Below are 21177 nucleotides of genomic sequence, written 5' to 3'. Positions count from 1 at the left end.
GTTAGAATGTCTTTAAGAATGAATATGGTGAACACTGCCATTTCACAAGTGGGTACACTAGAAGGAGCTAATAACAATAATAAATATGGTGTTTGGTTCGGAATGAATAATGTTGCCTGGTGTGCAATTTTTGTTAGTTGGTGCGCTACGAATTCAGGTAACATGAATTTTGATGGTGGGCGTCCGTTGTTTGCAAGAAGTGCATCAGTAAGGGAACATCGCTGGTTTCATGAAGCTTTTGGTGAATACTTAGGGAAATCGGAGTTTATCGATTATATTGGCTACGATCAGAAGAGAATTGCTAGAGCAACAGGCTGCCTAATTTTTTTTAGTGGAGACTCTCACATCGGCATTGTGGAGAGGTACGATCCATCCAGCGGGACTGTTGTAACTATAGAAGGCAATACGTACCTGCCTTCCAAAGGTCAGAATTATCAAGGTGTGTTTAGAAGATATCGGAGAATGACGGATTCAAATATCGTAGGCTTTGCTATTCCTTATTACGAAAATTATGAGACAGAGTATGGAGGAAGCGAAGGCTCGGGAGCATCTGTTAAGCCACAGATGCCGCCTTATGGGAACAGCGGAGGGGCAGGTTCTGTTGCCTTCCCCGGCAGCCGATATTTCTACCTTGGAGCGAACAATAATTACGTTACGCTGCTAGGTAAAATGTTGATTCATGCAGGCTATGGAAGCTACTATCAAGTCGGAGCAGGTCCGCGTTTTACAGAAGCAGATCGTAATGCATGTGCAGCTTTTCAACGGGCTCAAGGCTGGAGTGGAAGTGATGCAGACGGCTACCCTGGCCCGTCAACCTGGTCCCTTCTTACAGCTGCATATGCAGGTGGAGCCGGAACTATAAGCTGGCCGCCTGCATTCCCCGGCACATCCTACTTCAGGGCAGGAGCTTCAAATGCATATGTGACACAGCTCGGTGTTCAGCTAGTGAAAGCAGGATATGGAAGGCATTATACTGTAGGCCCGGGACCTACTTGGGGTGAAGCCGACAGATTAAATTGTCAGGAATTTCAACAAGCCCAGGGGTGGAGCGGCAGTGACGCGGATGGCTATCCAGGCCCCACTACGTGGCAGCGGTTATTTGAAATTGTAGGAAGCAATCCGAATGTTTCCGCATTTCCGGGGACACATTTTTTTGGAAATGGAGCAAACAACGAGTACGTTACTGCAATGGGGAAACGGTTGATTGCAAAGGGGTACGAAGAGTATTACGTTGTCGGGGCTGGCCCTAAATGGAGCGACGCAGACCGAAATGCCTGCGCAGCGTTTCAGCGCGCTCAAGGCTGGAGTGGAAGTGATGCGGACGGGATTCCAGGTCCATCGACTTGGAGCAGGCTCTTCGCCTGAATTTATAACTTACACTAAAGGCGCCGTTATGGCGTCTTTTTAATGAACTGAATATTTTACATAAACAGCTATTGGATGTGACTTCCAGATAACATTTTCTTCCTATACTTGACCTAACCAAACGCATAAGGAGAGTGTTAGAACATGAAGCTGGCGATCCTGGGAGATTTGCATTACCACGAAGCCGACGAGAGTACTAAGGCGTGGGTAACGGCAAGAGATGCGTTTTATAAAAAAATGCTGCACCATTTCATGAGCGCTGAAGCGGATATGCATATATCGCTGGGTGATCTTACGAACTTCGGTACAGAGAGAGAGATCAATGAAGTATATGACATTATAGAACAATATGACGCAAGCTTCTTCCACGTACTTGGCAATCATGATACATATTCCCAGACCAAGAGGGATTTGCTCACTTTGACCGGACAAGCCCGTTATCAAGCACTCACGATGGGCAACGCGATTCTTGTGTTTCTGGATACGACAAGAGAGATGGATCTGACCAACTGGGGTGGCTGGATGGATGATGAGCAGCTGAGCTGGTTTGAGAATGTCATCGTTAGCTCAGGAACGAAGCCGTTACTGGTATTCGCTCACCATCCGATTCATTTGACGACAACAGGCTCAGACCGGGATAAGGGCTCGATTGACCCATCGATCGATATGTGGCGGATCTTAAGCAAGAAACAGGGAACGGCAGTATATTTTAATGGACATACACATGTTGATTCTATCACCAAACAGAATAATTGGACGTTTGTTCAGCTGTCTGCATGCCTGGACGAGCATGCATTCCGGATGGTGGAACTGGGAGAGGACTATATCGACGTCACGGCAGTAGACATTGAAGATGCTGAGCTTCCTAAGCAGCTCCCGGAAATCCATCTTCATATGAAGCATTTCTCTCCGTCCGTCAATGCAAGAGGAACAGAGCTCGAAAGAGGCTGCCGTGTGATGCTGACGAGTGGACAGACTGCATTTGCATCTGCAGACACAGCAGCTCCTGGTCAAGGTCATGTCTAAAGAGCAGCCAAGCGCCATCAAGCAGCCTTTTGTAAAGAAGAGCGTGACAAGCACAAGGACAAGAGCTTCGGTCAGCACGCTGCTTGAGAGGCTCGAAACTTATAGAAATGTGGCTTCCATTCGAGATGTCAGACAGCTGGAGACAGCACTTGAGCATAAAGATCGTTTAAGCTGTGTCTTCCTGCTGACAGGAAGCATCGGGGTCATTAAGGGCTATGTAGATCTGTTTCGCAAGCACGAAATTCCGGTGTTCGTTCATGTTGAGAAGATCGGGGGCTTGTCCTATGATCAGCCGGGGCTGGATTACCTCGCCAATGCGATTAAACCGGATGGAATCATCACGACGAAGATTCAGGTTGTCAAGAAGGCACAGAAGCTTGGCCTGATGACGATTCAGCGCTTTTTCCTCATCGATTCGGAAGGGCTTGATAACATTGCCCAGTCGCTGGATCAGGCACAGCCCGATGTCATTGAGATCATGCCGGCTCGTATTCCCGAAGTGCTCGGTAAAGTGAGGTCAATGACGGAGCTGCCCATTATCTCAGGAGGACTGCTTACCGAGCGCAGACATGCCAAGGAATGCCTCAAGTATGGGGCAACCGCCGTTTCCTCGTCGAGCAGCTCCATGTGGAAGGAAGTCTTTAACTTAACTCATGTTTAACAATTACAACTAATGCTGTTAACAAAGAAGAGATAAGCTAAGTGCAGGATGAAAAGACAAAGAGTCAAGCATCCACTTATAAATAGACAAGTAAATAGCCAGTGGGTTGGAGTGATGGAGAAACCTGAACAGACCAAAGAGGCCTTGTATAGAGCCTTGGATGGTTTCGTTCAGGTTTCTTTTGTCATGTCTAAGAGCGGCTTAAAACTATTAGGAGGAAATAGAAAATGAAAAGTAATAAAAGACGCGGTTTCTTATCACTTATGCTGGGGATGGCGGTTATGCTGTCCGCCTGCGGCGGTGAATCCGGAGGAAGCTCAGTGACGAATGCGGGGGCAGGCTCGGCAAGTGAAAGTGAAGGGACAGGAGAGAAGATTCAGATTAAATACTGGTACGCCTTCGGAGATAAGATAGAAGAGGCGAAGCAGGAGCTGGTCAAACGCTTCAATGAATCCCAGGATGAGATCGAAGTTATCGCCGAATACCAAGGAAATTATGACGATCTGCATGCCAAGGTTCAGGCTGCATTTGCAGCAGGGGATGCACCTGCGGTGTCCGACTTGGAAATTGCCTCGACCGCTACATTTGCCAGATATGGGATGATTCAAGAGCTCGGTCCTTTGGCGGAGCAGGATGCTGAGGAAGTGCAAATGGATGATTTTAACCCGGGTCTTATGGGAAATGCATATGTAGACGATAAGCTGTACGGACTGCCCTTCATGCGCAGTACACCGATCATGTATATGAATGTAACTGTGCTTGAAGAAGCGGGCCTTGATCCTGCCGGACCAAAGAACTGGCAAGAATTTGAGGAGTACGGACGTACGCTCAAGGAAAAAGGAATCTCGCTGATGACCATGCCGGTTGATATTTGGTTCTATGAAGGACTTGTTGCCCAATCCGGTGGACAAATCCTGACTGAAGACGGCAAATCCGTACTGTTTAATTCTCCAGAAGGTGTAGAACCGGTGGAATTCTGGAAGAAGCTTGCAAGCGAAGGCTTGATCAAAATCCCGGTTGGGGATGAGGCAGGAGCGACGGCAGACAAGGACTGGGCTAATCAGACTTCGGCGTTCAAATTCGGTTCTACCGCAGGTGTAGCAGGTGCAATTGATATTTCGGAAGGTAATAATTTTGAATTCGATACTGCCTTTATGCCCGCCAATAAATCCTATGGTGTTCCGACAGGTGGCTGTCAGCTCGTGATGACGTCCAAGCTCACGGAGGAAGAGCAGGCTGCAGCATGGGAGTTCATCAAATTTATGACAACGACAGAGAGTACAATTTATCAAAGTGAGCATGTAGGATACCTGCCAACTCGTCTGTCTGCTCTGGAAACAGAAGAAATGCAGTCCCTGTACAAAGAATATCCGCAATATAAGGTAGCTGTGGACCAGCTCGAATATGCAAGACCTCGTCCAATGGAGACTGCTTATCCGGAAGTTGCACAAATCATGAAGAGCGCGATTGAAAAAACGATTCTTGATGCCAATGTGACGCCTCAGCAGGCACTTGATGAAGCGGCTGAGAAAGCAAACGCGCTGCTCAGCAAATAAACGGGAGGTGGCTCTAAATGGGCAGAATCGAGCTGAAGGGAATCAGCAAATTTTTCAAAGAAGAAGAGGTTATCAAGGATTTGGATTTGACGATTCGGGACGGTTCCTTCACCGTCCTCGTCGGACCCTCGGGCTGCGGTAAATCAACGACCCTGCGTATGATTGCAGGTCTTGATGAGCAGACAAAGGGCGAGATCTGGATCGATGATATGTGTGTCAACGGAGTTGCTCCAGGCAATCGTGATGTGGCTATGGTATTTCAGAATTATGCCTTGTACCCGACAATGAACGTGTACGACAATATTGAGTTTGGACTCGTTAACCGGAAGGTGCCGAAGAAGGAACGGGAGAAGCTTATCAAGGACATCGCTGAGATCGTAGGACTCAGTGATTACATGAAAAAGAAGCCGGAGATGCTGTCCGGCGGGCAGAGACAGCGGGTAGCGTTAGCACGTGCCATGGTCAAGAAGCCGCAGGTGTTTATACTGGATGAGCCGCTCTCTAACCTCGACGCGAAGCTGCGCCACCAGATGCGGACAGAGCTGATTCAGCTGCACAAACGGCTCGGCACTACCTTTGTATATGTCACTCACGACCAGGTGGAAGCCATGTCTATGGGGGATGAGATCGTCATCATGAACAAAGGGGTCATTCAGCAGGCAGCATCACCGATGACGCTGTACAACGATCCGGCGAATGTGTTTGCAGCCCAGTTCATTGGAACTCCAGCCATGAACGTGCTTCCGTACAAGGGGTTTAAGCTTCATTCGACGCAAGGGAAATCACAGGATATAGCCAGCTTTGGCTTCCGTCCGGAGCATGCCCTCTTGAATCCACAGGATTCATCAGAAGGTCTTCGCCTGGATGGAGAGGTTATGACCCGGGAAAGTCTCGGTGCAGAGAATATCTATCAGATTCAATCTCCATTCGGGATGTTCTCGATCAAGACCTTTCTAGAGCCGCTTGTTCCGGATAGCATAGTCAGCATCACAGTTCCGTATGAGCGCCTGTACTATTTTAATACCGAAGGTCAAAGACTGAAGCAGTATGAAATCAGGCAAGGGCATGAAGGAAGTAAACCGAATGCTCCTGAATTGATCTCGATCGGTGGAGGGCTGTAGCATGACGTCTCGTTTATGGGAGAAGCTTAGACCTTATGGAATGATATCTCCATCCCTAGTGATCTTTGGTGTGTTCTTTATTTATCCGATCTTCTATATGATCTATCTTAGTTTTTTTGATTGGAATTTTGTCAGTCCAACGAAGAATTATGTAGGCTTGCAAAATTTTTCAGACCTTTTGTCGGATTCAGAGTTTATGCAGGTGCTCCTGAATACGACAATTTACACCTTTGCAACTGTGGCACTGACACTCAGCTTCTCGCTGTTGATCGCGTTGTGGCTTAACCGCTCGGGGCTGTTCTATGGGTTTGTTCAAGGAGCGATCTTCAGCCCGCATATCATTTCTTTGGTATCGATCTCTCTTCTGTGGAGCTGGCTGATGGATCCGGAATACGGGCTGCTCAACTGGGTTATCGGACTGTTTGGAATGGCGCCGCTGGATTGGTTGTCGCACCCGGATACCTCTCTCATGTCACTCATTCTGGTGGCCGTTTGGAAAGGTATCGGCTTCAATACACTTGTCTTTATCGCAGGACTTCAGAGCATTCCGCCAAGCATCTACGAAGCCGCGGCACTTGATCGATCCAAGCCGCTGCGTACCTTCTGGAAGCTGACACTGCCCATGCTGTCGCCGACGCTTTTTTTCCTGGCGATTATGAGCATGATCGGTTCGTTCCAGGTGTTTGAAACGATTGCGATTATGACGCAAGGCGGTCCGGTGAATTCGACCAATACACTTGTCTATTACATCTATGAATATGGCTTCCGCTTCTTCAAGATCGGTTACGCTTCTGCGGCGGGTGTCATTCTGCTTATCATTGTCGGCCTGCTTACCATCATTTATTTCCGTATGTTATCAAGACGGGTCCATTACCGGTAAGTATGAGGAAGGAGAGGAAATGAAGTGAATGCAATAGATCCTACAGCTAGAGCGAGTGAGACCGCTCAAGGAACGGGCAGACAGCAGAGCTGGAGTGGGCTGGGCGCAATGAACAGCGTCCTGAAGATCGTCAACGTCATCGGCTTGCTGATCCTGGTTCTGATCTTCGCACTGCCATTTGCGTGGATGATCTCAACATCGCTTAAAACACTGCCCGAAACAATGATCTTTCCTCCGGATTGGATACCAAATAATCCGCAGTGGCAAAACTTTAGCCAGGCCTGGAACTCAGGTCCGTTTCTCCATTATTTTATGAACAGCGTATTGATCGCTGTCGGGATCTTGATCCTGCAAATGCTGACGATTATCCCTGCTGCCTATGCTTTTGCGAGATTTCAGTTCAAGGGATCCGGAATTTTGTTCGGACTTGTTATGGTTACCTTGATGATTCCATCCCAGCTGATCTTTCTACCCGTATATTTGCAGCTCAGCTCCTGGAACATGCTGAATACCCATCTGGGCCTGATTCTGCCTTTTGCCTCCAGTGCTTTTGGCATCTTCCTGCTCCGGCAGTCCTTTAAGCAGGTTCCCGAAGAGCTGATCGAAGCAGCCAGGCTGGACAAGGCCAAAGAGTGGAAGATTATGTGGAAGCTGATGATTCCGATGGCGCGCCCAGCACTAATCACAATTGCTCTGTTCAGCTTTATCAGTCATTGGAATGACTATTTCTGGCCGCTTGTCATGACGACGAATGAAACGGCAAGAACCCTGCCGCTCGGGATTGCGAAGATTCGTCAGACCGAGGGAGTCGCTACTTGGAATATTCTCATGGCAGCCAATCTTATTCTTGTTCTGCCGATCCTCGTCGTCTTCTTCTTCGCACAGCGTTCGATCATCAAGGCGTTTGTGTACAATGGTGTGAAGTAGCTTGCAAGCACTTGAAGTAAAATCAATAAAGAATCAATAAAGAACAGTCCGGCTGAAGAGCCGGGCTTTTTTTTGTGAGGATGCTGCATTCTTCGGTATTACATGAGTTATTTGTAGGGATATATGCAAAATACGCTTGCAAGTGTGTTATTTTCGGCTCATATGTTATTTTTGCTCTGATCTTCTACAGTCTTATCAAAGCTGATATGGTGTTCGCAAGGGTAGACTCAAGGGTCACTCTTTGCAGAGAATACTCTTGATGTGAGTACTGATTCGACAGACAAAGAGGAGATGAGCTTTCATGATGATCTATAAAGATGCAGCAAGCTCGGTGGCGGAACGTACGGAGGATCTGCTGAAGCAAATGACAACAGAAGAGAAGATCGGTCAGCTGGTGCAGCCATTCGGCTGGAAAGTATACGAAAACGTTGAGGGTCGGATTACTTTAACAGAGGAATTTCGGAAACAGGTGCAAAAAGACGGCATTGGCTCGCTCTATGGTGTTCTCAGGGCAGACCCATGGACAGAGGTGACGATAGAGAACGGTTTGTCACCCGAGCAAGGGGCAGAAGCTGTGAATGAAATTCAGCGTTATGCAATCCAGCACTCGCGGCTCGGAATTCCGATCTTGTTCGGAGAGGAATGCTCGCATGGTCATATGGCCATCGGTGCAACCGTATTTCCTGTGCCCTTGTTAATTGGCAGCACGTGGAATACGGAGCTGTACAGCGAAATGTGCCGTGCTGTTGCCCTGGAGACGAGAAGTCAGGGTGGGGCGGTGACGTATTCGCCTGTGCTTGATGTGGTGCGTGACCCGAGATGGGGAAGAACAGAAGAATGCTTCGGTGAGGACCCTTATCTGATTGGTGAGTTTGCAGTTGCCTCGGTTAAAGGACTACAAGGCAATTCACTCGATCAACAGACATCTGTTGCTGCAACGCTGAAGCATTTTGCTGGATACGGCAGCTCGGAAGGCGGAAGAAATGCGGGTCCTGTTCATATGGGAATGCGCGAGCTGCGAGAGGTGGATCTGTATCCATTTCGCCGGGCAGTTGAAGCGGGAGCCGCTTCGATTATGCCAGCTTACAATGAAATTGATGGTACGCCCTGCACGTCAAATCAAGTACTGCTTAAGGACATCCTCCGTATGGAGTGGGGCTTCGACGGTATGGTCATCACCGACTGCGGTGCAATAAATATGCTGGCCTGGGGCCATGATACCGCGGAGAATGGTCTGTCTGCAGCAGTCCAAGCAATCACAGCCGGTATTGATATGGAAATGTCCGGCGAGATGTTTGCTAAGTATCTGGGAGAAGCCGTAGAGACAGGCAGGTTGGACATAGAGGTACTGGATCAGGCGGTAGGGCGGGTGCTGACGCTGAAATTCAGGCTTGGTCTGTTCGATCAGCCCTATGTTGATCCCAAGAGGGCTGGAGAAGTCATTGGCAGGTCATCGCATAAACAGCTGGCAAGACAAGTGGCAGCGGAAGGGATCGTTATGCTCAAAAATAAAGATCGTGCCCTTCCGTTATCGGGGACGGACGCTGTAATTGCAGTTATCGGTCCCAATGCGGATCAAGGCTATAACCAGTTGGGCGATTATACGTCTCCTCAGCCGGATGGTGCTGTGACCACAGTGCTGGACGGGATCAAGGCCAAGCTCGCTGAGAATCCCGAGCGAGTCTTGTATGCGCCTGGCTGCCGAATTCAGGGGGATAGCCATGAAGGCTTTGAGGCTGCTCTTGGCTGTGCAGCTAAGGCAGATACTGTCGTGCTTGTACTGGGCGGCTCAAGTGCGCGGGATTTTGGGGAAGGGACGATTGATCTTCGAACCGGTGCTTCTGTCGTCACAGATGCATGGAATGACATGGACTGTGGAGAAGGGATTGACCGGATGACCTTGACCTTATCAGGTGTACAGCTGCAGCTGGCTCAGGAAATTCATAAGCTTGGCAAGAAGCTGATCGTTGTATATATTAATGGCCGGCCGATAACAGAGCCCTGGCTGGATGCCCATGCGGATGCCATTCTCGAAGCCTGGTACCCCGGACAGGAGGGAGGACATGCAGTAGCCGATGTGCTGTTTGGTGATGTTAATCCGTCAGGCCGGCTGACAATTTCGATTCCGAAGCACGTCGGTCAGCTGCCCGTACATTATCTTGGCAAGCGCTCGCGCGGCAGAAGATACTTGGAGGAGGACAGCAAGCCGATGTATCCATTTGGATACGGACTCAGCTACACCTCTTTTACATATAATGATCTCCGTTTGTCTGCCTCTGAAATGCATTTGGATGACACGGTCGAAGCCGAAGTGATGGTAAAGAATACAGGAGATTGCCGAGGGGCAGAAGTCGTTCAGCTGTATATTTCCGATGCAGCAAGTCTTTATACAAGACCGGCACTTGAGCTGAAAGGATTCAGCAAGGTCGAGCTGGAGCCGGGTGAGGAGAGACGCATCACGTTTACCGTTGGACGCCAAGAACTGGAGTATGTTGGAGCGGATTACAAGACGGTTCTTGAGCCTGGGCTTTTTCACATCAGGATTGGCAGACATGTAGATGACACGCTGAGCACTGAACTTACTGTACTGGAGGGTTAAGCGAAATGCAGCGAATTCATAGAATGATTCGGGAACTATCAGAGCGACAGTGGCTGGAGAGTACAGAGATTCACGATTGGAAAATGACGAGCACAACGTATTACATGCCTGGAGAATATGATGAGGAAACGTACCTTCCAGAGGGGACTACACTTACCCAGTTTCCCGGCCAGCATGGAATCACCTATTTCTTCAGAAAAGAATTGGATTGGCCGGAGGCTTGGGGAAAGGAAGGCATCGGCCTTGTGTTTAGCGCCGGGAGCGGGGAAGGACTGCTCAGAGTTAATGGGGTTTCTTATCAGGGCTTGGACCGGAACCATACCTATGTGTCACTTGACCCGGCGTATGCCGAAAAGGATTCAAGGCTGGAATTAACCATTGAGCTCTATGACCCCATTCCTGAGCCGATTGACCCGCTAAACCATCAAGCGAACAGACCTGCGCCGATCTCTCGTATAACCAGCCTGTTAGTGAAGGTGAACCGTCCGGTACAGAGCTTAATGTATACACTTCGGACACTGCTAGGTACGGCGCAGCAGCTGGCCGAGAGTGATATGCGAAGCGTTAGACTGCGTGAAGCGATGTTCCGGACGCTCGATGGATTTCTCGGAATGAGTGAGGCCGACATTCGTGAAGGTAGTCGTATATGCGAGCTGGAGGAACAACTAACTGCCCAGGTACAGCAGATCGGTGGAAGTACGGAAGGAATAGAGCATATGGTCGGTCAGTCACACATTGATATTGCCTGGTTGTGGCCGGTAAGGGAAACGGTACGCAAAACGAGCCGAACCTTCTCAACCGTAGATCGATTGATGGATGAGTATCCTGGGTACAAATTTGCACAGAGTCAGCCGATCCTGTATCAATTTCTGAAGGAGCATGACCCTGAGCTGTATGACCGAGTCAAACGGCGAATTCAAGAAGGCCGATGGGAGCTGGTCGGGGGGATGTGGGTGGAACCGGATTTGAACATTCCGTGCGGTGAGTCGCTGATGCGGCAAATGCTCTATGGACAGCGGTTCTATGAGCAAGAGTTCGGACGTACTTCTGAGATCGAGTGGCTCCCTGATACTTTTGGTTATTGTGCTTCCTTGCCCCAGATTCTGAAGCATGGCGGTATTCGCTATTTCATGACGACCAAGCTGAACTGGAATGATACCAATGTATTTCCTTTCGATCTATTTCAATGGGTAGGTATTGATGGTACACCGATGCTCTCATATCTCAATCATGGATTGAATGAAGATACATCGCCGAAGGATATACAAGAGCACTGGCAATCTTATCGGCAGCGCGCTGTTCATCCACAGCAGATGCTGCTGTATGGACATGGAGACGGCGGAGGCGGTGTAACCCGGGAGATGCTGGAATACATGGACCGCAGTGAGCTGCTGGTTGGCCAGCCGGAGGTTCGATACAGTACAGCTTCAGAGTTCTTCAAGACGACGGAAGAGGTAAGGCACCGGCTTCCCAAATGGCATGGAGATCTCTATCTGGAGCTGCACCGAGGTACCTATACGACACATGCCAGGAATAAAAGGGCTAACCGAAAGGCCGAAGTTCTGTATAGAGAGGCGGAAGTATGGCACAGCCTGAATAAACTGGCAGGTGGAGAGCATAAGCACGGTAATATGGAATCCGCGAATTTGGAGCAAGGGTGGAAACTGATTCTGCTGAATCAGTTCCATGATATCATCCCTGGGTCTGCAATTACGGAAACGTATGATACCTCTTCTAAGGAGTACGAGCAGATCTTTAACATCGGCTCGGAAGTCTTAACGGAAAGCTTGTCGCAAATCGCAGAGAACGTTGCACTTGTTGGAGATGGAATTCCTTATGTCGTATATAACAGCCTTGGATGGGCCAGAGATGCGATTGTGGATTTCGAGGTAAATCCTGCAAACATAATTCCTTATGATGAGACAGGGCAGGCTCTACGATATGAACGGAATGAACAGCGGGATGAGCAAGGACAAGCCGTTTCTAGTCTGCATGTGCTTGTGAGAGATATTCCTGCCTTTGGTTATCGAACGATCTGGCTAAAAGAAATCGAAACGGTAAGCGATCATACCCAGGATCATGAATCATCCCCAGCCGCAGCGTTCCCTGATCGCTGGGATACCACATATTATTCCGTGACCTTTGGAGCGAATGGAGAGATAACAAGTCTATGGGATAAGGAGGCTTCTCGTGAAATTGTAATGCCTGGAGAATCAATCAACCGATTCGAGCTGTTCCACGACCGGCCTACATACTGGGATGCTTGGGATATTGATCCTAGGTATGAACAGCAGAAGGCGGATGCTCCGATCCTTGTCCATCGACAGCTGCTCAGTCAAGGAGAGGTAAAGGACGTATTCCGGTTCATCTGGAAGCTGAGCAATTCAACGATTCGGCAGGACATTATTTTCTATCATCACGATCAGCGTATCGACTTTGAGACCCATGTGGAATGGAATGAAGCGCATAAGCTGCTCAAGGTTGCATTCCCTGTGCAGGTCGTAGCGAACAAGGCGGTCTACGAAATTCCTTATGGCACAATTGAGCGTTCTGTTCACCGCAATACGAGCTGGGAACAAGCTCAGTTCGAGGTGTGCGGTCATCGCTTCACGGATCTATCAGAGCATGGATATGGCGTCAGTCTCCTGAACGACTGCAAATACGGCTATGACATCCAAGAGAGTACGATTCGTTTGTCTCTCCTGCGAGCACCGAAGTGGCCGGATATAACAGCAGATTTGGGTGAGCACCGCTTCACCTATTCACTCTACCCGCATCAAGGGAGCTGGCAAGGGGCAGGGACCATTCGCAAGGCAGCAGAGCTGAATACAGATATCCAGGTGAGCAAGGCAGCCCTCCATTCTTCTTCCGGTATCCTGCCACCAGTTAACTCGTTGCTTCCGTTTCAAAGTCAGCATGTCATCCTGGACACACTCAAACCGGCAGAAGACGGTACCGGCTGGATTGTCAGATTGTATGAATCTGCTGGAGGATGTGAGCAGGCAAGCCTTACCTGGCCCGGCAAGTTGAGCGAGGTTTTTGAATCCGATGCACTGGAAAAAGAAACGACGGTGCTGAGCCATCACGAGGGAACCATAGAACTCAACTTCCGGCCATATGAAATAAAGACGATAAAAATGAAGTAGTCTAGGATAGCATCTTCTGCCATGTTAAGTTACTTGCTGGTAGAGGGTGCTTTTTTATGATTTCCGTAATTAACGTCAATTAATTTAACATCATAAAATCGCTTACAACCAAAAAGAGGTAAACCTAATGTAAATTTAGATCATCATAAACCTTCGTTTTAGATTGGTAATTTTCCGTTTTTCTATATGTAATCGCTTTCTTTTGTGCGAAAACAACATATTATTGAATTGTAATCTGTTGACAATAACATGGGAAAACCTTGATATATCAACGTTTATAGGGTGTGCCAAAATGACATGTTTACGAAGTGAAGCCTCATCCACTATCGTTAACCTAAAGCTGCGCCAACAAAACTGACATAGCAGGATTTGTATTTTGTATTTGGAGGCTTGCTCCTGGCGCAAGACCAAGATGAGTAATGACAGAAGGAGGCGAACCTGAGTGCAGGAGATCAAGACGGTCAGAAGACAACAGACCATGTCGAGGCCGAAGAGCAGCAGAAAGCAATGGCAGAAAATCTGGAGAAACTGGGAACTGTATTTGTTTATTGCACCGGCATTTTTGTATTTTCTTATATTCCACTACGGACCCATGTATGGCATCCAGATTGCGTTCAAGAACTACAATCCGGTTCGCGGGATATTCGGCAGCCCATGGATCGGCTTCGATCACTTTGTTCGGTTCTTTGACTCTTATTATTTCTGGGATTTGATGTGGAACACGCTGACGATCAGTTTATATGAGCTGGCTGTTGGCTTTCCGATTCCGATTATTCTGGCGCTGGCGTTCAATGAACTGAAGCACAAGCGCTTCAAGAAGCTCGCCCAGACCGTCACTTATGCTCCTCATTTTATCTCCATGGTCGTAATGGTCGGGATGATCATTTCTTTCCTTTCACCTTCAACGGGGATTCTGATCCACTTTATTGAATGGCTTGGTTTTGATGCCCCAGCCTTTCTGACAAGCCCGGCCTGGTTTAAGACGGTGTATGTGCTGTCTGGAGTATGGCAGAGTGCCGGGTGGGGGACGATCATCTATCTGGCTGCGTTGTCAGCAGCAGATCCCGGTCTGCATGAGGCAGCGATTATTGATGGAGCGAACAGGCTGCAGCGAATACGGAACATTAACATTCCAGTGCTGGTGCCAACGATGACCATTCTGCTCATTCTGAACATGGGAAGTCTCCTCGGCGTCGGCTTTGAGAAAATTCTCTTGATGCAAAACCCGCTGAATATGGAATCTTCGGATGTCATTTCTACCTTTGTGTACCGTTCCGGTCTTGAGAATGCTCAGTATAGCTTCTCTACGGCTGTCGGGCTGTTCAATTCTGTAATCAATGCCATTCTGCTCATTGTAGTCAATCAGATCGCACGCAAGACAAGTGAGAATAGTCTGTGGTAGAGGAGGGAGCTGGACGATGCTAACCGGTATTAAAGAAACGAGACAAGACAAAATTTTTCTGGCACTGAATTATCTCTATGTCACGATTGCATTCCTTGTTGTCGCTTATCCGCTGGTCTATATGATCAGTGCTTCAATCAGTAATCCAAAAGCCGTTGCTTCCGGAGCGATGTGGCTCTTTCCCAAAGATATTACGTTTGAGGGGTATCAGCGTGTGTTTCAGGATACACGCATCTGGTCAGGTTATGCGAACACCATTCTGTATACCGTGGTCGGTACCGCGGTGAACCTGATGGTTACCATTCCAGCAGCTTATGCGCTCAGCAGAAGAGATTTCGTAGGAAGAAACTTTTTTATGGGAATGTTTATGGTCACGATGTTCTTCGGAGGAGGGCTCGTACCAACCTATCTGCTGATTAAGGAGCTGGGCATGATCAACAGCATGTGGGCGCTGATTCTGCCTTCCGCCGCATCGGTGTGGAACATTATTGTCTCCCGCACCTTCTTCCAGGGGACGATTCCGGGAGAGCTTCATGAAGCAGCACAAATCGACGGATGCTCGAATCTGAAGCTGTTTCTCAAGATTATATTGCCCCTCTCGATGCCGATTATTGCTGTCATGGCTCTCTTCTATGGGGTAGGACACTGGAACAGCTACTTCTCCGCCATGATCTATTTCAATGATTCGGATAAATATCCGCTGCAGCTTGTGTTAAGACAGATCCTCGTTCTGCAGGAAATGTCGGCCCAAGGCTCGGGCATGATGGACAGCACATCCGCAACAGCGCTCAATAACAAAGCGGAGGTAGCCGCACTGGTCCGATATGCAGTTATCATCGTCTCCACACTGCCGGTCATCATTATCTACCCATTCCTGCAACGCTATTTTGTACAGGGTGTTATGATTGGCTCCGTAAAGGGCTGATCGTTACCATATAAACCATCAGAAAAGGGAGTTGTTGTCATGAAGAGAGTTCGTAAGAAGTCAGCGGTTCTTCTCAGTTTGATCCTTTCCGCAAGCATGCTTGCCGCATGCGGAACCTCACCTTCTGAATCCGGCGAGACGGCGGAGCCCCGTACCCCGGAGGAAACGGGTGTCAAGAAAGAGGGCTTTCCGATTGTGGACGAGCCGATCACGATGACCATGATGTCCCAGGATGCTGGTGTAGCAGACTGGAGCAATATGCCGGTCCTGCAGGAAGCAGAGAAGCTCACGAATATTAAGTTCGAATATCAGCTTACACCGATTGACAGCTTCGCAACGAAGAAGAACCTTGTGTTTGCAAGTGGCGATCTGCCAGACGTTCTATACGCAGCCGATCTCACACCCGCAGAGCAAGTGACTTACGGGACTCAGGGTTCTCTTATTCCGCTTGAGCCTTACATTGATGGAGGTTATGCGCCGAATATTAAGAAATTGTTTGATGAGAATCCCGACATTCGCAAATCCTTCACAACACCTGATGGACATATATACTCCCTCCCATTCATCGACAGTGCTGCTGTCTGGTATCGCAGCCCCATGTGGTATAACGGCAAAATGCTGGAAGCGCTAGGTGTAGACGAGCTTCCAAGAACAACGGACGAGCTGTATGAATTTCTTAAAAGAGTGAAGACAGAAGATCCGAACGGCAACGGTCAGGCTGACGAAATTCCGCTGACATCTGTCAAGCTGGACGATCTGCGGATGTATTTCCTTGGCTTCTGGGGCATTTATGATCCGGTCGTCTATGTGGATAAGCAGGATCAGGTTTTTTACAGTCCGATGCAGGAAGGCTACAAGGGTTATTTGGAATTCATGAACCGTCTATGGGAAGAGGAGCTGCTGGATCATGAGACCTTCTCCCAGACACCTGAGCAGAAAAAAGCCAAGGGAGAAAATAATCAGATCGCTGTCTTTAATGATTACTACTCCTACTTTACACTCGGCGGAGATCCGAATGACGCTATGAATAATCCACTGATGACTCCGGTAGCGAGCGAGATCGAGGGATCTCCAGTCTATGGAATGCATCCGGGACTCTCGGCTAATGGAACCTTTGCAATTACCAGTGTGAATGAACATCCGGAAGCGACGATGCGCTGGATCGACTATCTATATACGATTGAAGGACAAACCTTATTTAACCAAGGCCCTGAAGGGACTTTGTGGCAGTACACAAATAAAGATACGTATGAAAAAGAATGGCTTCCCGTTCCAGGCGGTGGAGATCGTGAGGAGTACAGAGGTACGATTACACCAAACTTTGGCATGCTGACCCCAGGATATAACACACCTGAGCTGACAAATGGGCTTAGAACAGAGTTTGATGATTGGATTGCCAAGGAAAATGAGGAAAAGCTCGTACCGATTGGTAAAGCGCCTTTCCCGAATGCTTACTTGAATAATGAGCAGCAGGATGAGGCCTCAGCACTTCTCTCAGACCTCAACACATATGTAACACAGATGGAAGCAAAGTTTGTAACTGGCGAAGAGCCCCTGTCCAATTGGGACAGCTACGTTGAGCAAGTGAAGAAGATGGGTGGAGACCGTATCCAGGAAATTTATCAGGAAGTTTACGATACATGGAATGCTGCAGGTCTATAAAACAGATTAACTTGATCTTATGAAATGAAAGAAGCAAGCCAACATCCTCTCCGGAGTCGATGGATTACGGATGTTGGCTTTCTCTGCACACTAGCTGGCAGAGCCGTTCTTATCATTGGCGGTGGTGCGGTGCTGCTTGCGATATTGTCCTGGTGTAAGACCGGTCTCCTTCTTGAATTTACGAATAAAGTTGGGTGTATCCAGATAGCCGACCTCCTGAATAAGATCTTTCAGCGGTGTATCGGTTGTCTTCAGCTGGTAGATCATTCGATCGAGCCGTTTCTGCCAGATGTACTGAACGAAATTTATTCCCGTCTTGTCCTTGAAGGATCGGCTGACATGGGACGGTGAAATTTCAAATTCACAGGAAATGGTATCGAGGCTCAGGCTGTGATCTGTAAAGTGTGTATCAATATATTCAATGATCCGGTCGATCAAGGACTGTTCTTCCTGCTTGGAATCCTGCTCAACCTCGGTACATACCTGGGAGGCAAGGGAGAGCAGGACGGATTCCAGCTCCTTAAGTGAGCTGGTGAATACCATGCCTGGAGCAATTCTTTGCAGCATATGATGTTCGCCCAGCTCAGTAGCGGTCTTCAATATCGTGTTGAGCAGATCAAAGCTAATGCAGCGAACAAGGAGAGCCGGCAGCTTGGAAGCCTGCAGACTGTCTACAGACGAGCGAATCATCTGGGAGGCGATGTCATAGTTGCCCTGCTTTAGACTTTGCGTAAGCTTTAGCTGAACATGATTCGGTATCCAGAAGGAGTGGCTCGGTGTCTTGGACAAATCTGCAAACAGCGCTACGGACCCGAATTCCCCTGGAACGAGCAGATCGAAGGCCGAGCAAGCCTCGATATAAGATTGATTCAGCTCGTGAAGGTGATGGTAACAGCTTCCTGTCCCAATCATCGGTGTAATGGCAAATGTATTCATCAGCATGCTGCGGATCTGCTCTGTAATCTGCTTCATTTGGGCCAGTTCATCAAGCTCTTCGGCTTCATCAAAATTGATAATGATCGCGAATTGATCCAGCTGTGTCAGTTCTACCCCATACCCGGTTGCCTGCAGCTCGGGCAGCTCAAAGCGAGCAAGCCGATTAATAATTTGACTGCGATTATCCATATTTGAGGGCTTTGCTTCGTTCCAGCCGATAACCATCACGAACAGATTGTTCCTGCTTAGATTAAGATCAAACAGCTGTGCGAGCTCAGGTGAGTGATGATCGGTGTCTCCAACCTTAATGAGTGTGGACAGATAGTGATTGCGGGCAAAAGGCTCCTGTATATCCATGCGGGAGCTGTAATCCTGCAGAGCAGAGCGTATCCGTTCCAGCTCGTTTCGGTAACTGTGATTTCCATTGATTTGTGTCTCAGGGAAGCGCGAGGATGCGAATTCGACTAGCGATGAGATAGGACGATACTGCATTCGTGCAAGAACAAGTGCGATGACGGCTCCAATAAGCAGTACGAGTGCAATGATCATAATCATAACGCTGCGGACATCTATCACACTGCTGAAGAACTGTGAGCTTGGCATTACCGTCATATACGTCCATCCATTGGATTCGGATTGAACCGATACAATAGAATGCTCTTTACCATCCAGTGTTCGTTCATGGATACCTGGAGCAGTCTCTGCAAACAGGGTTTGTGAGGCTTCTTCGCTCAGTGTATCCCCTTGACGATTCGCAGCAAGCACTTGACCTTCTGCATCAAGAACGAAGGTGAGACCCTGGTAGCTTCCAAGGATCGAATCAATCAGATTGGTTATCTCTGTTTCCTTAATGAAATACATGACGGTGGCATGAGGATTAAGACTGTTTGGTGTAATCGGAATGAGAAAGGCCAGCTTACGGTCCTGCACTCCTCCGATCTTGGTGACCAAGTCAGCAGGTCTTACAGTAGGATGCTTCACTTCATTCAGATCACGATAGAAGGACTGCTTGTCCCAGCTCGCAAAGCTGAAATTGTCTGCAAATACTTCAAAGTCGGTTAAGCCTTTGCTGGAGTAAATACGTTTATCGTTGTGGAAGTAGAGATGAATTTCATCAATCATGGAGCTGGTCGCCTTGTACTGATCCAGAGCACGAATCGCTTCCGGGCTGGTGCGTGTATTGTTCACACGATAGGACGAGAGCCGATCATCATAAGAAATCCGTGAAGCTATTTCACTGAGCTCTTTCATACGGCCATCAATCGTTACTTTCGTTTGAGAGAGTTGGGCTAGACGTGAGCTTTCAATTTCAGTACGGAGGGTTGCTACAGCATTTTCATAAATAAACACAGTCATGAGTACGAGAGGGATAAGCAGAATGAACAGATAGGACAGGATGTACTTCAGGAACAGCTTGGATTTGAAATAGTCCATTCTCAAGATGAAATGCCGCCTCCTTTTTCCTATGAATTGGTCATTTCTTATACATGATAGCAATAAACAAAAGATTTGGACATACAAATCTCGTCAAATGCAGATTTTTCTCTAATCTCAGTAGGAGGGTACACGATGAGTCAAGATCAGACCCAGACAGAAGCTTCACCTGCCGTAGAGCAGGGAGTTCATAATTACAGCAGCGAGGATAAGTGGGTCAAGCCCGAAGATCCGTTATTGCTGGAACGCTTGGAATGGTTTAAGGATCAGAAGCTCGGACTAATGATGCATTGGGGTCCTTATTCCCAGATTGGCATCGTAGAGTCCTGGGCGCTTAGTGATGAAGATGCGGTGTGGTCCCGTGCCGATATTGAGTGGGATATTGACGGTGAAGAGATGAAGCGGGAGTATTTTGAACTGAATAAGACCTTTAACCCCATTCGTTTTGAACCAGAGAAATGGGCAGAGCTTGCCGCAAATAACGGATTTAAATATTTGAACTTTACGACGAAGCATCATGACGGGTTCTGTATGTGGAATACCCGTACCACAGAATATCGGATTACCGGAAGAGAATGTCCCTTCTCGAGGCATAGGTATGCAGATATTACGAAGCATCTATTCGAGGCATTCCGTGCACAAGGGCTTGGTATCTCGGCTTATTTCTCCAAGGCAGACTGGCATTCTCCCTATTATTGGGCTGAAGGCATGGAGAGAGGGATGAAGACATCACGCGGTCCGAGCTTTGACCCTAGGGAGTACCCTTGGCTGTGGGAGGAATTCGTACAGTTCACCCATGAGCAGATTATGGAGCTGATGACAGACTACGGACGGATCGATGTTCTATGGCTGGATGCCGGGTGGGTTAACGATTACAGGGTTCAAAATATTCGCATCGGCGAAGTGGTGGAGAAGGCTCGTCAATTGCAGCCTTGGCTTCTGTCTGTAGATCGAACAGTGGGAGGACCCTACGAGAACCTGATTACCCCGGAGCAGACGATGCCGGAACGGGCCCTTCATGTGCCGTGGGAGAGCTGTATTACGATGGGCACCTCGTTTTCTTTTCGCTACGAGGATGACTACAAGACCGTACGGCAGCTCATTCATATGCTGATCGAAATCGTCGCAAAAGGAGGCAACCTGGCTCTTAACGTCGGACCTCAGCCAGATGGCCGATTGTCCAGAACAGCCATTGCCCGGATTGAGGGTATGGGGGCATGGCTGAAGGCTTACGGAGAATCCATATACGGAACACGGATATGTGAACCCTATTCGGCAGGTAACGTCCATTTCACACAAAAGAATGAACAGATTTATGCTTTTTATCTCTATGCTGATGAGAAACAGGAAGTGAAGCGCACGATGACGCTTCCGCTGATTCATCACCAGGATATTTCCCGGATTGACCTAGTCGATGGAGCTGAGGATCTCCATTTCACGAAGACAGGGGAAGGGATTGAAGTTGAAATGCCGGAAGGTGAGCTGACCGGTGTTGCACCGATTGCTCATGTGTTCAGAATCTCATAGATGGAAAGGT

14 protein-coding genes are annotated in these 21177 nt (G+C 48.4%); 13 read left to right on the top strand and 1 reads right to left on the bottom strand.

Features of this window, described 5'->3' with window-relative positions; genetic code table 11:
- Positions 1-6: 6 nt before the first annotated feature.
- The 12 genes from ACFQ3J_RS14890 (at position 7) to ACFQ3J_RS14835 (ending at position 17270) form a co-directional block, all read left to right on the top strand.
- Positions 7-1365 (top strand): peptidoglycan-binding protein, encoded by a 1359-nt coding sequence (locus tag ACFQ3J_RS14890; RefSeq protein WP_091153335.1) that lies wholly within the window; start codon positions 7-9, stop codon positions 1363-1365.
- Positions 1366-1509: 144 nt separating this feature from the next.
- Positions 1510-2391, top strand: coding sequence for a metallophosphoesterase family protein (locus ACFQ3J_RS14885; RefSeq protein ID WP_251582410.1), 882 nt, complete (start codon positions 1510-1512; stop codon positions 2389-2391).
- Positions 2333-3052 (top strand): glycerol-3-phosphate responsive antiterminator, encoded by a 720-nt coding sequence (locus ACFQ3J_RS14880; RefSeq protein ID WP_251582408.1) that lies wholly within the window; start codon positions 2333-2335, stop codon positions 3050-3052. Before ACFQ3J_RS14885 ends, ACFQ3J_RS14880 begins: the two co-directional genes overlap by 59 nt.
- Positions 3053-3279: 227 nt before the next feature.
- Positions 3280-4608: an ABC transporter substrate-binding protein gene (locus ACFQ3J_RS14875; RefSeq protein ID WP_091153340.1), complete on the top strand. Its 1329-nt coding sequence runs from the start codon at positions 3280-3282 to the stop codon at positions 4606-4608.
- A 17-nt stretch (positions 4609-4625) separates the two neighbouring features.
- Positions 4626-5729 carry an ABC transporter ATP-binding protein gene (locus ACFQ3J_RS14870; protein ID WP_251582406.1) on the top strand — a complete coding sequence of 368 codons (1104 nt, stop codon included), beginning with the start codon at positions 4626-4628 and terminating at the stop codon, positions 5727-5729.
- 1 nt (position 5730) lies between these two features.
- On the top strand, positions 5731-6609 hold the full coding sequence (locus tag ACFQ3J_RS14865) for a carbohydrate ABC transporter permease (protein ID WP_052512246.1): 879 nt from the start codon (positions 5731-5733) through the stop codon (positions 6607-6609).
- A 108-nt stretch (positions 6610-6717) separates the two neighbouring features.
- Positions 6718-7536, top strand: a complete 819-nt coding sequence (locus ACFQ3J_RS14860; RefSeq protein ID WP_091158938.1) for a carbohydrate ABC transporter permease — start codon at positions 6718-6720, stop codon at positions 7534-7536.
- 301 nt (positions 7537-7837) lie between these two features.
- The gene (locus ACFQ3J_RS14855) at positions 7838-10135 is read left to right on the top strand and encodes a glycoside hydrolase family 3 N-terminal domain-containing protein (RefSeq protein ID WP_251582404.1); all 2298 of its coding nucleotides are present in this window, start codon (positions 7838-7840) and stop codon (positions 10133-10135) included.
- Between the two features lie 5 nt (positions 10136-10140).
- Positions 10141-13281, top strand: coding sequence for an alpha-mannosidase (locus tag ACFQ3J_RS14850; RefSeq protein WP_251582402.1), 3141 nt, complete (start codon positions 10141-10143; stop codon positions 13279-13281).
- Positions 13282-13759: 478 nt separating this feature from the next.
- On the top strand, positions 13760-14683 hold the full coding sequence (locus ACFQ3J_RS14845) for an ABC transporter permease (protein WP_091158940.1): 924 nt from the start codon (positions 13760-13762) through the stop codon (positions 14681-14683).
- A 16-nt stretch (positions 14684-14699) separates the two neighbouring features.
- Complete coding sequence (locus ACFQ3J_RS14840) at positions 14700-15608, top strand: carbohydrate ABC transporter permease (protein ID WP_251582400.1); 909 nt, start codon at positions 14700-14702, stop codon at positions 15606-15608.
- Between the two features lie 39 nt (positions 15609-15647).
- Positions 15648-17270, top strand: a complete 1623-nt coding sequence (locus ACFQ3J_RS14835) for an extracellular solute-binding protein (protein ID WP_091153354.1) — start codon at positions 15648-15650, stop codon at positions 17268-17270.
- A 90-nt stretch (positions 17271-17360) separates the two neighbouring features.
- On the opposite strand, the gene ACFQ3J_RS14830 is transcribed toward ACFQ3J_RS14835, so the two are convergent.
- A complete protein-coding gene (locus tag ACFQ3J_RS14830; RefSeq protein ID WP_251582767.1) occupies positions 17361-19640 on the bottom strand; it encodes a helix-turn-helix domain-containing protein in 2280 nt (759 codons plus the stop codon).
- 135 nt (positions 19641-19775) lie between these two features.
- On the opposite strand from ACFQ3J_RS14830, the gene ACFQ3J_RS14825 reads away from it, so the two are divergent.
- Positions 19776-21167, top strand: a complete 1392-nt coding sequence (locus ACFQ3J_RS14825) for an alpha-L-fucosidase (RefSeq protein ID WP_251582398.1) — start codon at positions 19776-19778, stop codon at positions 21165-21167.
- Positions 21168-21177: the final 10 nt, after the last annotated feature.

This window comes from Paenibacillus provencensis, assembly GCF_042678545.1.
GTDB classification, from domain to species: Bacteria; Bacillota; Bacilli; order Paenibacillales; family Paenibacillaceae; genus Paenibacillus; species Paenibacillus provencensis.
This window is presented reverse-complemented; position numbering and strand designations above follow the sequence as displayed.